The organism is Pseudomonas sp. SYWMCR5, from assembly GCF_057197165.1.
Genome location: NZ_JBXUNH010000006.1, coordinates 121578 through 134906, shown reverse-complemented (window position 1 = coordinate 134906; position 13329 = coordinate 121578). Strand labels below are relative to the sequence as shown.

Annotated in this window: 10 protein-coding genes; 3 read left to right on the top strand and 7 right to left on the bottom strand. The window is 63.9% G+C overall.

All coding sequences use genetic code 11. The features are described from left to right. Positions 1-5 precede the first annotated feature (5 nt). Genes AC2CGW_RS17070 through AC2CGW_RS17060 form a run of 3 tightly spaced genes read left to right on the top strand, consistent with a single transcriptional unit; the run spans position 6 to position 3963 of the window. Complete coding sequence (locus AC2CGW_RS17070) at positions 6-1481, top strand: mannitol dehydrogenase family protein (RefSeq protein WP_484574338.1); 1476 nt, start codon at positions 6-8, stop codon at positions 1479-1481. 17 nt (positions 1482-1498) lie between these two features. Then, the gene (xylB, locus tag AC2CGW_RS17065; RefSeq protein ID WP_484574400.1) at positions 1499-2989 is read left to right on the top strand and encodes a xylulokinase; all 1491 of its coding nucleotides are present in this window, start codon (positions 1499-1501) and stop codon (positions 2987-2989) included. A gap of 41 nt (positions 2990-3030) precedes the next feature. Next, positions 3031-3963: a carbohydrate kinase family protein gene (locus AC2CGW_RS17060; RefSeq protein WP_484574337.1), complete on the top strand. Its 933-nt coding sequence runs from the start codon at positions 3031-3033 to the stop codon at positions 3961-3963. A 54-nt stretch (positions 3964-4017) separates the two neighbouring features. On the opposite strand, the gene AC2CGW_RS17055 is transcribed toward AC2CGW_RS17060, so the two are convergent. From AC2CGW_RS17055 to epd, 7 genes are all read right to left on the bottom strand, one after another. Beyond that, positions 4018-6789, bottom strand: a complete 2772-nt coding sequence (locus AC2CGW_RS17055) for an RHS repeat-associated core domain-containing protein (RefSeq protein WP_484574336.1) — start codon at positions 6787-6789, stop codon at positions 4018-4020. Positions 6790-6866: 77 nt separating this feature from the next. Then, a complete protein-coding gene (locus AC2CGW_RS17050) occupies positions 6867-9008 on the bottom strand; it encodes a putative bifunctional diguanylate cyclase/phosphodiesterase (protein ID WP_484574335.1) in 2142 nt (713 codons plus the stop codon). A 204-nt stretch (positions 9009-9212) separates the two neighbouring features. Next, a complete protein-coding gene (gene fba, locus AC2CGW_RS17045; protein WP_009399343.1) occupies positions 9213-10277 on the bottom strand; it encodes a class II fructose-bisphosphate aldolase in 1065 nt (354 codons plus the stop codon). Positions 10278-10377: 100 nt separating this feature from the next. After that, on the bottom strand, positions 10378-10707 hold the full coding sequence (locus AC2CGW_RS17040; protein ID WP_186665843.1) for an MliC family protein: 330 nt from the start codon (positions 10705-10707) through the stop codon (positions 10378-10380). Positions 10708-10788: 81 nt separating this feature from the next. Next, positions 10789-11007, bottom strand: coding sequence for a hypothetical protein (locus tag AC2CGW_RS17035; RefSeq protein WP_186665841.1), 219 nt, complete (start codon positions 11005-11007; stop codon positions 10789-10791). 32 nt (positions 11008-11039) lie between these two features. Continuing rightward, the gene (locus AC2CGW_RS17030; RefSeq protein WP_063546513.1) at positions 11040-12203 is read right to left on the bottom strand and encodes a phosphoglycerate kinase; all 1164 of its coding nucleotides are present in this window, start codon (positions 12201-12203) and stop codon (positions 11040-11042) included. Between the two features lie 12 nt (positions 12204-12215). Then, positions 12216-13274, bottom strand: a complete 1059-nt coding sequence (gene epd, locus AC2CGW_RS17025; protein WP_186708275.1) for an erythrose-4-phosphate dehydrogenase — start codon at positions 13272-13274, stop codon at positions 12216-12218. Between the last annotated feature and the right edge of the window lie 55 nt (positions 13275-13329).

The following is a 13329-nucleotide window of genomic DNA, read 5'->3' as shown; positions in this document are numbered from 1 at the left end:
TCTCGATGAAACTCAACCAGCGCAATCTCGACAAGCTGCCCGTCCCGGTCGCCCGCCCCACCTATGACCCAGCGCAGCTGCGCCAGGGCATCGTGCACATCGGCGTCGGCGGCTTTCACCGCGCCCACCAGGCCGCCTATACCGACGCCCTGATGAACCGCGGCGAAGCCCTCGACTGGGCGATCTGCGGCGCCGGCCTGCGCAGCGAAGACCTCGCCATGCGCGACGCCCTGGCAAGCCAGGATCACCTCTACACCCTGTTCGAACTGGGCGAAAAACCCAACACCGAGGTGCGCGTGATCGGTGCCATCAGCGGCATGCTGCTGGCCGAAAGCGACAGCCAGGCGCTGCTCGACAAACTTGCCGACCCTGCAGTCCGTATCGTCTCGCTGACCATCACCGAAGGCGGCTACTGCATCGACGACAGCACGGGCGAGTTCCTCGAGAACCTGCCGCTGATCCAGCACGACCTGGCCAGACCTGACCAGCCGCACAGCGTATTCGGTTTTCTCTGCGAGGCCCTGCGCCGTCGCCGCGAGGCCGGCACCCCGGCGTTCACGGTCATGTCCTGCGACAACCTTCCACACAACGGCGACGTGGCGCGCAAGGCACTGCTGGCCTTCGCCCACCTGCTCAACCATGACCTGGCCCAGTGGATCGCCCGGCACGTCAGCTTCCCCAATGCCATGGTCGATCGCATCACACCGATGACCAGCGACGAACATCGCCGCCAGTTGGCCGAGCGCCATGGTGTAGAGGACGCCTGGCCGGTGGTCTGCGAGCCGTTCCTGCAGTGGGTGCTGGAAGACAAGTTCGTCAGCGGTCGCCCGGCCTGGGAGAAGGTCGGCGTGCAGTTCACCGACGACGTCACGCCCTATGAAGAGATGAAGATCAAACTGCTCAACGGCAGCCACCTGGCGCTGACCTACCTGGGCTTCCTGCAGGGCTACCGCTTCGTCCACGAGACCCTCGCCGACGACCTGCTGCGCCGCTACATGCGCACCTTCATGGACCAGGACGTCACGCCGCAACTGGCGCAGGTGCCAGGCATCGACCTTACGCACTACAAGGACAGCCTCACCGAGCGCTTCTCCAACCGCGCCATCGCCGACCAGTTGGAGCGGGTGTGCTCGGACGGCTCTTCGAAATTCCCCAAGTTCATCGTACCCACCGCCAACCGCCTGATTGCCGACGGCAAGCCGCTGGAGCGCGTGGCGCTGGTAGTCGCAGCCTGGGCGCTGTACCTGGGCGGCAAGGATGAAAAGGGCAATGTCTACAGCATTCCCGATCCGCGCGCAGCACAGTGCCAGGCCCGTGTCGTCCAGCGCGAAGGCCTGGCGGCCCGGGTGCTCGGCGACGAAGCGATCTTCGGCACGGCGATCCCCAACTCACGGGCCTTCGTCGACGCCTTCGAGCGCCTGTACGACAGCTTGCGTGAAGTCGGCGTGAGTGAAACCCTGCGCCGGGTACTGGGCGACTGAGACGGAGCGCAGCAATGATGGAAGGACTGTTCCTCGGCATCGACTGCGGCACCCAGGGCACCAAGGCCCTGGTGCTCGACGCAGACAGCGGTCGCGTGCTGGGGCTGGGCAGCGCGGCACATGCGGCGCCGCAGGGCGACCACGGCCGCCGTGAACAGGATCCGGCAGACTGGCTGCAGGCCCTGCGCACGGCGGTGGCCAATGCCCTCGCTGACGCCGGGGTCGGGGGCCATGCCATCCGCGCACTGGCCGTCTCTGGCCAGCAGCACGGCCTGGTGATGCTCGATGACCAAGGCCAGGTGCTGCGCCCGGCCAAGCTCTGGTGCGACACCGAAACCACTACGGAAAATGACGAACTGCTGGCCGCCCTCGGCGGCGCCGCAGGCTCGCTGGAGCGCCTGGGGCTGGTGGTCGCGCCGGGCTATACGCTGTCCAAGCTGCTGTGGAGCCAGCGCCATCATCCAGACCTGTTCGCCCGCGCCGCACACCTGCTGCTGCCCCACGATTACCTCAACCACTGGCTCACCGGCCGTGCCTGCAGCGAACCGGGCGACGCCTCGGGCACCGGCTACTACGATGTGCGCAAACGCACCTGGGCCGCCGATGTGCTGGCGCTGATCGAGCCCGGCAAGCGCCTGCTGGCGGCACTGCCCGAGCTGGTCGAGTCCGGCGACTGCATCGCCACCCTGCAGCCCTCGGCAGCCCGGGCGCTGGGCCTGGACACTGGCGCCTGGGTGGCCAGCGGTGGGGGCGATAACATGCTCGGCGCCATCGGCACCGGCAACATCCATCCCGGCATGATCACCCTCAGCCTGGGCACCTCCGGCACCCTGGCCGCACACCTCGACCAGCCACGTGTCAGCCCCCACGGTGAAGTCGCGACTTTCTGCGGCTCATCCGGCGGCTGGCTGCCGCTGATCTGCACCATGAACCTGACCAGCGCCTGCGCCCTGGTGCAAGACCTGCTGCGACTGGACCTGGCTGCGTTCAGCGACCTCGCCGCACTCGCCCCTGTCGGTGCCGACGGTTTGTTGCTGCTGCCGTTCTTCAATGGCGAGCGCGTGCCCGCACTGCCCGAGACCAGTGCCAGCCTGCACGGTATGACCAGCAGCAACCTGACCCGTGCCAACCTCTGCCGGGCGGTGCTCGAAGGCACCTGTTTCAGCCTGCGCTACGGGCTCGACCTGCTGCGCGCCAGCGGCCTGCAGGGCCAGGAGATCCGCCTGGTCGGCGGCGCGGCGAAAAGCCCGCTGTGGCGCCAGACACTCGCCGACCTGCTCGGCCTGCCGGTGGTGTGCCCGCGCCAGACCGAAGCCGCCGCCCTGGGTGCTGCGATCCAGGCTGCCTGGAGCCTGGGCCGCAAGCTCGGCGAAGGTGACAGCCTGGAGGCTCTGTGCCAGCGCTGCGTCGAACTCGACGAAAGCACGCGCACCACACCCCGGCCCGCACAACAGGCGGCCTACGAAACCGCCTACCAACGTTACCTTTCGCATCTGCCTGCGCACTGATCGCAGGTATCCTGCCCGCTTACTTCGTTTCGGAGAATTTCATGTACCTGGTCTGTGGCGAAGCCCTGTTCGATGTGTTCAGCCTGGATGACAGCCCACGCAGCAGCGAGTTGGGCTTCAAGGCGATTGCCGGCGGCTCGCCGTTCAACGTCGCGGTCGGCCTGCGCCGGCTGGGCGTGGATTCGGCGCTGTTCGGCGGGCTGTCCAGCGACTACCTCGGCGCACGCCTGCGTCGGGTGCTGGAAGAGGAAAAGGTCGATTGCAGTTACCTGGTGACCAGCGATGCACCGACCACCCTGGCCATGGTCGGGCTGGATGCGAGCGGCTCGGCGCAGTACCAGTTCCGTGGCGAAGGTTGCGCCGACCGGCAGGTGCGCCTCGAACACCTGCCGCTGCTCGGTGACCAGGTCCGTGGGCTGCACGTGGGCTCCTACACCCTGGTGGTCACACCCGTGGCAGACACCTTGCTGGCACTGGTGCAGCGCGAAAGCGCACACCGGCTGATCAGCCTCGACCCCAACGTACGCCTCAACCCGCAGCCCGACGTGGCGTTGTGGCGACGCCAGGTGCAAGCCTTCGCGGCCCATGCCCACCTGATCAAGGCCAGCGAGGAAGACCTCGCGCTGCTCTATCCGGACCGTGCGCCGGCCGAAGTGGCCCGTGGCTGGCTGAACGACCGCTGCCGACTGGTGTTCGTCACCCACGGTGCAGACGGCGCCAGCGTGCATTGCGCGCACGGCTCGTGGACACAACCTGCGGATGCCTCGCTGACGGTGCAAGACACAGTCGGTGCTGGCGATACCTTCCAGGCGGCGGTGCTGAGCTGTCTGGCCAAGCTGCACGCGGACAGTCCCCAGGCACTAGCGGCGCTGACGCGCGAAGCGATCGACGGCATCCTCGAATTCGCCATTCGAGCGGCGGCCATCACCTGTTCGCGGGTTGGGCCGGATTTGCCGTTTGCCCGGGAGCTTTAGCGTTACACGGTGAGCGGGACCAGATCAGTCCACCAGGTAAACGTGGTGAGTGAGTCAGTGCTGCGCACGCCTTGTTACCTGGAGGGTTTTCATTTTTCGCGGTTGCTCAGCCTTGGACGTGTAACTGCTCCAACCCGTTGGATTGCTGACCCACGGCGCAGACACCTCATGACCGTTTTTGTAGAAGTGGAGTCGTGCTTCAAGCTGTGCCCACTGCCTAAATGCATAGCGAAGCTCGCTGGAGGTGTATGACTGCCCGTGGGTCATTGATTTGTTGATCACTGCGGCCTCGTCGATACCATCGAGGATGAAATGAACATGATGATCCGCCCTTCTCGCGGTTATCGACAGCCCAATCTTGCTCCCGCGCTTCCATAACAACTGCGGGCCTAGGTCCCCCTCCAGCCACTCATGGAACTGGGTTTTTCCGGGCCGCCCTTTGACCTCGGAATAAATTTCGTCGATATCGAACTTAGTGTTGAAGAGACCGGCTGATACATACCGGTTCCATAACGGGTAGCCAGGAAAGGTTTCCTTGACCTTGGCAAACAGGGATGCATTCGCCCTGACGAACTTGATCACTTCGGTACGAGGCGCTGTTTCGGTCAAACCTGAGCGTGCAAGCGCGTTCTCCCTGATGACTCTAGCGATTGCCTGATTGTAGTGATCGATCGTCAGCGCTGACTTGGTGTAATCGATTCCTACATGATTAAAATAGCTCTCGCGCCACTCGCCCAGCCCATACACTAGGTCACCCCGTGCTGGCTGGAGATTGTCGCTGAAGGTAGCAAGCCCCGCAGAGTCCTCAAGCGAGACCGGATTGTTCTGGGTCATGCGGAAGGTGTTGATACCGTCGACGATGCCTGCGGGGTCGGGCGTCAGCCAGCGTCCAACCCTGGGTTGATGATAGCGATACCCGTAGTAATAAAGCCCTGTCGCATCTCGCTCCCGCCCCGAATAACGCACCGTCTTGTATTCCACCTCTATGCGATGACGCCCCGCCAGAATCGCCGTTCCCCCATAGGGGTAATATTCTTCGAGGCTGATGACACTGCCCTCGCCATCGAGCTCCAGTCCGACACTGCCGATCAGGTTATCATAGCCAAAACGTACCTGGTCGTTATCGATCCCCTCCGGTTTACCGGCCTCCCAGCGCAACGCCCGCACCTGGGCACGGCCCGCCTCGCCCATTACCACCGTGTGCAGACTTTCGCGCACGGCGCCGTCGACCGTCGTGATACGCAGCTCAAGCCCCGGCAGATACAGCGTGCGCTGCACCTTCAGTGATCCACTTTGCTGCTGATGACTCACCTTGAGCACACGCTGCCTGCCAGCGTCGTAGCGATAGCTTTCCTGGGTAGCGCCAGCCACCCTGCGCAACTCGCCGCGTGTAGTCCACTCAAGCGGCTGCCCCGGCAGCAGCACACGCTGCTCGCCACCTGCGCTGAACAGCACCTCGACCTTGGCCGGGTCGCTGGCCAACGTATTCGACACGCCGCGATTACTGCGCTGGCTGACGGTGATTGCAGTGACGTAGTTGTTGTTCGTGGCCGGCGCACTATGACGGACATGCGTGAGATTGCCCGCGCTGTCGTAGGTATAACTCCGGGTGTAGAGGGTATAGGCCGAATCATCCACCGGCAGCGGCACCAGCACGCCTGGCAGGTGATTGCCCTGCTGCCCGGCATTGGCCATCTCACGACCGCTGGCGAAGACCAGTTGGTACAGGCTGTCGTAGCGGTACTCGCTTTGCGCGCTGATCTTCTGGTTGCGCCAGAAGCGCGTCGGCTCGGCGTCGTTGGCCAGCCCAACGACGTTACCGACAGGGTCATAGCGATAGTGCAGGTCCTGCAATCGCTGGCCTTCGCTGGTCTGGCGAGTGGTCCGCACGGTCGCCAGGCGCAGGGTCGTCGGTTCGTAGGTGTACACCGTGACGATGCCGTTGCCATGCACCTCGTGCTGCTTGCGCCCTCCCGCCGAGTAACTCGCCGACCTGACGATCTCACGCTCTGGCGTACCTTCGAGCGTTAACCAGCTGGCCGCCAGGACGCCTGCCACATCGTAGGCGCTTCGCTGCTGATGGCCTGCGCAATCCAGCGCCGTGAGCCCCTTGCCGGTGGCGTCTACGTGGCTACGGGTCGTGTAGCGCTGATCATCCAACAGTGCGTCCCAGGCCTCAGCAGCCTCACCTTGCCAGTCAACTTGCACCGCATCGTCGTCGCCACCCTTCAGCAGCTTGCGCTGCACACAGAGGGCTGCGCCGCCGAGGGCGTTGGCGAGGGTAGAAACGCACCCGGCTGGATCGTAATGGGCAATCCGAGTGCCGGCTAGGTTGCGGGCTTTCTCTTGCGCCTCATTGCCGCCGTACAACACACGTTCACTGATACGAGGGATATCGCCAACAACTTGCTCGCCAACCGCCAACAGACGCCCGGGCATATTGACCGGTTCGTAGCGCAGGGTCCGGGTCACGGCTTCAGCGAAATCGTCCCGGCCATCCAACGTCCTGCCAATACGGCTCACCGAGAACAGGTCACGTCTGGCTGCGTCTTTCAGATCGAGGCTCACGCCCGCATCGACGCTTTGCGTGCGTATCACCTGAGCTGTCAGATCATGCCAATGGCTGAAGTTGGCAAGGCCTGCGCCATGCAACCGTGGGTCGGTGATCTGCGCCAGTCGGCCTGCCGGGCTGAACACCTGCCGCGTGATACGCGTATCGGCGGCATCCAGCAGCGAAGCACGCTGATACTCGATCTCGCGCACCGTTTGGCCGCGGTTGTCGAGGACCTTGATCGAGGGCGTCTGCTGGAACAGTGCGCTGCTCACAACCTGTACACCTGCGGGTCATGACTGGAGAGACGACAGTCGCTCATCATGAGCCGAACGGGCAACTGGCAGTTTTATCAGGTCTGGGGAGTGGTTGATCGGGTCGGCATCCACGGATACACCGTCGGAAAACCACGCGCATCCCTTGCCGTCATCGGCCGTGCAACCAGGAAACCCTGCACGTAGGCGCAGCCGCTGTCGCGCAGCCACTGCGCCTGAACGTCGGTTTCCACGCCCTCGGCGATCACCGTGATGCCATAGGCGGCGCACAGTGCGATGACGCTGCGCACCAGCGCCGCATCGACCTTCGAATCGGGCAGGCGTGCCACCAAGTGGCGGTCGAGCTTCAGGGTGTCGATCGGCAGGTCGCGCAGCATGCGCAGCGAGCAATCTCCGGCGCCGAAGTCGTCCAGCGCCACGCGTACGCCCAGCTCGCGCAAACGCTTGACCTGCTTGGCAGCCGCGTCGATGTCATACATCAATGAGGTTTCCGCCACCTCCACTTCCAGTTGCGCAGGCTCCAGGCCATGCTCCTGGATCGCCCGCCGCAGTTCATCGACCAGGTTCGGCTGGGTGAACTGCGCGCGGCTCAGGCTGATGCCCAGCACCACATCGTCGGCGAATACCTGGCGCCATTCTTGACGCTGGGCCGCGCCCTTGCTGTAGATCCAGCTCGCCAGCCGATGGATGAGGCGCGCTTCTTCCAGCAGCGGAATGAACAGCCCCGGCGGCACATCGCCAACACTGGGGTGCCGCCAGCGCAGCAGCGCCTCGAAGCCACGCAGACGTCCGTCGGCAAATCCCACCTGCGGCTGGTAGACCAAGGTGAAGTCCTTTTGCTCGATGGCAGTGCGCACACTATCCTCGAGCATCAGCCGCGAACGCGCGCGGCCGTTGAGCTCCTGGTCATAGAAGCGATACTGCTGGCGCCCGGCGCGCTTGGCGGCATACATCGCCGCATCGCCAGCGCGCAGCAGACCTTCGACGGAGGCACCGCAATCAGGGTAGGTGGCGATGCCGATACTGACCCCAAGACTGACATCCTGGCCGTCAACCTGCGGGCAACTGGACATGCGCTCGATCAAGGCCTCGGCGTACCGGCCGGTCTGCTCCGCATAGGGCAAGCCGTCGAACAACGCGGTGAACTCATCACCGCCCATACGCCCAAGCATCGCCTGGCTGCCCAGGCAGTCCTTGAGTTGCTCGGCGACCCAGCGCAGGACCCGGTCGCCCGCTTCGTGACCCAAGGAATCGTTGATTCGCTTGAAACCATCCAGATCCATGTACATCAAGGCCTGGACCTTGCCGGGCCGTTCGTTGCGCAGCAACGCACCTTCTGCCGTCTGGTAGAAACCGCGGCGGTTGAGCAAGCCAGTCAGCGGGTCGGTCACCGCCTGGTGTTCCAGTTGCTGGTGCAGGCTGCGCACCACCGACATGTCCAGTACGGTCACCACCATGGCCTTCTGTTCAGCGGGCAGCGGCGCACACGACAGCGCTACCGGAACCAGCGGCCCCTCCGGCGGACGCAACTGGGCATCGTGCACGCGGAAGATCTGCCGCCCCAGATAGGCCTGGTAGAAGTCCGAGTCGCGCCACAACGCGGCGCTGGGCAGTTGGATCAGGTCCAGGAGATGGGCGCCCTGCAGTTTGTCCACCGACACCTGCAGCAGACGCGAGATAGCAGGGTTGGCAAAGCTGATATCACCCGCCTCGTCGACCACCAGGATACCCTCGGCGGCGTTCTCAAGAATCGAGGCATTGAATGCGCGGGCCGACTCCAGCTCACGACTCAACCGCTGCAGCATGCGGCGGTTGCGCTGCTGTTCGAGCAGGGCCTGCACCTTGGGCTTGAGGATCTGCGGATCGAAGGGCTTGAACAGGTAGTCCACCGCGCCACTGGCATAGCCCTTGAGCACGGCAGCTTCGGACTGCTCGTTGGCGGTAAGGAAGATGATTGGGGTAAGGCGCGTGCGTTGGCTGCCGCGCATCAAGCGGGCGACCTCAAAGCCATCCATCTCGGGCATCTGTACATCGAGCAGGACCAGGTCCACTTCGTGTTCCAGCAAGGTGCTCAGTGCTTCCATCCCTGAGCCTGCGGTGAGTACTTGCCAATCCTGCCGGGCTAGCAAAGCCCGCATGCTGATCAGGTTTTCCGGGTAGTCATCGACCACCAGCAGCACTGAGCTGCCTTCCGGTGCCGCGGGTTGAGCTCCATCCATGCCGCTTCTCTTGTCCGACCGACTTCGTCTTGTAATTGGATCCGATTCTCTACTCTAGACGCGACTTTGCAGGACGCAATGCAATCAGTTCGCTATCAATGGATAAAATGAAAATAGCCGACTAATGGTCACTGCGCTTTGCGATCATTTCACAGGCGAAAAAAAACCCGCATTTCTGCGGGTTTCTTCAGTGCCATCAGCGGATCAGTTGACCTTTGCGGCCAGCTCGCCCTTGGCGTAACGCAGGTACATCTCATCCAGCGAAACCGGCTTGATCTTCGACGCGTTGCCAGCGGTACCGAAGGCTTCATAACGCGCGATGCAGATGTCACGCATGGCTTCGACAGTCTTGGCGAAGTACTTGCGCGGGTCGAACTCGGACTTGTTCTGCTCCAGGAAGCGACGGATCGCGCCAGTGGAGGCCAGACGCAGGTCGGTGTCGATGTTGACCTTGCGCACGCCGTGCTTGATGCCTTCGACGATCTCTTCGACCGGCACGCCGTAGGTTTCTTTGATGTCGCCGCCGAACTCATTGATGATCGCCAGCCAGTCCTGCGGAACCGACGAGGAACCGTGCATCACCAGGTGAGTGTTGGGGATACGCTGGTGGATCGCCTTGATGCGGTCGATCGCCAGGATGTCGCCGGTAGGCGGCTTGGTGAACTTGTAGGCGCCGTGGCTGGTGCCGATGGCGATGGCCAGGGCATCGACCTGGGTCTTCTTGACGAAGTCGGCAGCCTCTTCCGGGTCGGTCAGCATCTGGCTGTGGTCCAGGATGCCTTCGGCGCCGACGCCGTCTTCTTCACCGGCCTGGCCGGTTTCCAGGCTGCCCAGGCAGCCCAGCTCGCCTTCCACCGACACACCGCAGGCGTGGGCGAATGCCACGGTCTGCTGGGTGACGCGCACGTTGTATTCGTAGTCGGACGGGGTCTTGCCGTCTTCACGCAGCGAGCCGTCCATCATGACCGAGCTGAAGCCCAGCTGGATCGAGCGCTGGCACACGTCAGGGCTGGTGCCGTGGTCCTGGTGCATGCACACCGGGATGTGCGGGAATTCTTCGATCGCCGCCAGGATCAGGTGACGCAGGAAGGGAGCACCGGCGTACTTGCGGGCACCGGCGGAGGCCTGGACGATGACCGGAGAGTCGGTCTTGTCGGCGGCTTCCATGATGGCGCGCATCTGCTCGAGGTTGTTGACGTTGAAAGCTGGAACGCCGTAGCCGAACTCGGCGGCGTGGTCCAGCATCTGGCGCATGCTAATGAGTGCCATTGTGTATCTCTCTCCCGACAAGCGTCGTTGTTTCGTGCAAGCCTGCCGCAGGGGCGGTTGCTGTTCAAGTAGTTGTGGACCACCGTCGCGGTCCGGCCAATCACGGCGCCTTGCAGCCCCGCCCAATCAGATCGTTGGTCGCTTCCCAGTACACCAGGCCTTCATTACCCTTGGTGTGGAAGGCGAGTACGCCATCGCTGTACAGCGCGCCCGAGGCGCCGGGCTCGGCCTTGAGCCGGTAGACCTGGTCAGCGCCGCCGAGGCGGACATCGACCGACTGCTGCGAAGCATCGGCGAAGCGCCACAGCACTTCGGCCTGGCTGTCGCAGACCCAGCGGGTCCAGTTGTCCGTCGCGGCAGGTCGCGACGGTTGTAGCAGGGAGCAGCCTGCCAGGGTCGCCAGGGCCAGTACGGCCAGCAGCGCTTTCATTGAGTATCCTCGCTTCGAAGGCCGCACCACGGACCTTCTGTCCAAGACCACAAAACAGCCCATCGGTTGCCCGCTGTCCGATCAAGGGCAGCCGGGCGCCTTGCGCTGGTGTTCTTCGTCGTACTTCTCCAGCCCGTCCGGCCCCAGGCGCTTGTTGATCACCGGCACCGTCTCCGCCTGCCACTGCGACTGGTAACAGCCGCCCTTGGGCTCACGTGCCGGTTCGCTGTCGGGGGCGCCGCCGCTGGAGCAGGCACCCAAAAACAAGGCCACGATCATCACAGGCAATTGCTTGACCATCAGGTCGCTCCCTTTGCCAGGCGCCGTCACTATCAGGCCTTGGCCCGTTCTTCCAGGATTGCCACGGCAGGCAGGACCTTGCCCTCGACGAACTCGAGGAACGCACCGCCACCGGTAGAAATGTAGGAGATATCAGCGCCGACGCCATACTTGTCGATGGCCGCCAGGGTGTCGCCGCCACCGGCGATGGAGAACGCAGCGCTTTCGGCGATGGCCTTGGCCAGCACTTTAGTGCCGTTGCCGAACTGGTCGAACTCGAATACACCGACCGGGCCGTTCCACAGGATGGTCTTCGACGACTTCAGCAGCTCGGCGAAGTTGGCGGCGGTCTGCGGGCCGATATCCAGGATCATGTCGTCGGCGGCCACGTCAGCAATGGCCTTGACGGTGGCTTCGGCGCTCTCGGCGAATTCCTTGGCAACGACCACATCGACCGGCAGCGGTACGCTGACCTTGGCGGCGATGGCCTTGGCGGTCTCGACCAGGTCTGGCTCGTACAGCGACTTGCCGACCGGGTGCCCGGCAGCGGCGAGGAAAGTGTTGGCGATACCACCACCGACGATCAGCTGGTCGCAGACGGTCGACAGGCTGTTGAGCACGTCGAGCTTGGTCGAGACCTTGGAGCCGGCAACGATGGCTGCCATGGGTTTGGCCGGCGCCTTCAGGGCCTTGCCCAGGGCGTCCAGCTCGGCCGCCAGCAGCGGGCCAGCGGCAGCGACCTTGGCGAACTTGGCCACACCGTGGGTGGAACCCTCGGCGCGGTGGGCGGTGCCGAAGGCGTCCATGACGAACACGTCGCACAGGGCGGCGTACTTCTGCGCCAGCTCGTCGGCGTTCTTCTTCTCGCCCTTGTTGAAACGTACGTTTTCGAACAGCACCACCTCACCGGCCTTGACCTCGACGCCGTCGAGATAGTCGGCGACCAACGGTACTGCGCGGCCCAGGGCCTTGCTCAGGTAGTCGGCGACCGGCTTGAGGCTGTTTTCCTGGGAGAACTCGCCCTCGGTCGGACGGCCCAGGTGCGAGCAGACCATCAGCGCGGCACCCTTTTCCAGGGCCAGCTTGATGGTCGGCAGCGCTGCCAGGATACGCGCATCGCTCGTTACCACACCGTCCTTCACAGGCACGTTGAGGTCTTCGCGGATCAGTACGCGCTTACCTTGCAGGTCGAGGTCGGTCATCTTCAACACGGTCATGAATGCAGTCCTTCAGGGCTGTTTGCTGCGGGTTTGGTGGACGACGTGCAGATAATGTTCGGCAACGTCGAGCATACGGTTGGCGAACCCCCATTCGTTGTCGAACCAGGCCAGCAGGTTCACCAGGCGGGGGCCTGAGACGCGGGTCTGGCTGGCATCGACGATGGCCGAGTGCGGGTCATGGTTGAAATCACAGCTGGCATGGGGCAGTTCGGTGTAGGCCAGCAGGCCTTTGAGCGGGCCGTCCAGCGCCGCCTCGCGCAGCACCCGGTTGACCTCGGCAGCCGTAGTGTCACGGGCAGTCTGCAGGGTGATGTCCAGGCACGAGACGTTGACGGTCGGCACACGTACCGCTTTGGCCTGGATTCGCCCGGCAAGTTCCGGCAACAGGCGCTCGATGCCGCGCGCCAGACCAGTGGACACCGGGATCACCGACTGGAACGCCGAACGGGTACGGCGCAGGTCTTCGTGGTGGTAGGCGTCGATCACCGGCTGGTCGTTCATCGCCGAGTGGATGGTGGTGATCTGCACGTACTCGATACCGAACGCCTGGTCCAGCACGCGCAACAGCGGCACGCCGCAGTTGGTGGTGCAGGACGCGTTCGAGACCAGCAGCTCGTCACCGGTCAGGCGGTCCTGGTTGATACCGTAGACCACCGTGGCATCGATGTCCGCCTCGCTGGCCATCGGCTGCGAGAACAGCACGCGCGGCGCGCCGGCGTCGAGAAAACGCTGGCCATCGGCGCGGGTGTTGTAGGCACCGGAGCACTCCAGCACCAGGTCGATGCCCAGGGCGGCCCAGTCGATGCCTTCAGGGGTGGCGCTGCGCATGACTTTCACGCAGTCGCCATTGATATGCAGACAGTCGCCGTCGACCTTCACCTCGCCGGGGAAACGCCCGTGGGTGGAGTCGAAGCGCGTCAGGTACTCCAGGCTGGCCTGGTCGGCCAGGTCGTTCAACGCAACGATCTCGAAACCTGCCTTCGCCCCTCGCTCGAACAGTGCGCGCAGGACACAGCGGCCAATGCGGCCGTAACCGTTGAGTGCAACTTTGTAGGGACGCTGGGGCATTCGGGACTCACGTGGCTAGTGCGTTGAACGGCCATCGCGGGACAAGCCCGCTCCT

Bases quoted from the DNA above. Each gene is read 5' to 3' on its own strand.
- AC2CGW_RS17040 (WP_186665843.1), bottom strand. From the start codon at position 10,707: ATGAAAGCGCTGCTGGCCGTACTGGCCCTGGCGACCCTGGCAGGCTGC.
- AC2CGW_RS17050 (WP_484574335.1), bottom strand. From the start codon at position 9,008: ATGGATGGAGCTCAACCCGCGGCACCGGAAGGCAGCTCAGTGCTGCTG.
- AC2CGW_RS17035 (WP_186665841.1), bottom strand. From the start codon at position 11,007: ATGGTCAAGCAATTGCCTGTGATGATCGTGGCCTTGTTTTTGGGTGCC.
- AC2CGW_RS17060 (WP_484574337.1), top strand. From the start codon at position 3,031: ATGTACCTGGTCTGTGGCGAAGCCCTGTTCGATGTGTTCAGCCTGGAT.
- epd (WP_186708275.1), bottom strand. From the start codon at position 13,274: ATGCCCCAGCGTCCCTACAAAGTTGCACTCAACGGTTACGGCCGCATT.
- fba (WP_009399343.1), bottom strand. From the start codon at position 10,277: ATGGCACTCATTAGCATGCGCCAGATGCTGGACCACGCCGCCGAGTTC.
- AC2CGW_RS17030 (WP_063546513.1), bottom strand. From the start codon at position 12,203: ATGACCGTGTTGAAGATGACCGACCTCGACCTGCAAGGTAAGCGCGTA.
- xylB (WP_484574400.1), top strand. From the start codon at position 1,499: ATGGAAGGACTGTTCCTCGGCATCGACTGCGGCACCCAGGGCACCAAG.
- AC2CGW_RS17070 (WP_484574338.1), top strand. From the start codon at position 6: ATGAAACTCAACCAGCGCAATCTCGACAAGCTGCCCGTCCCGGTCGCC.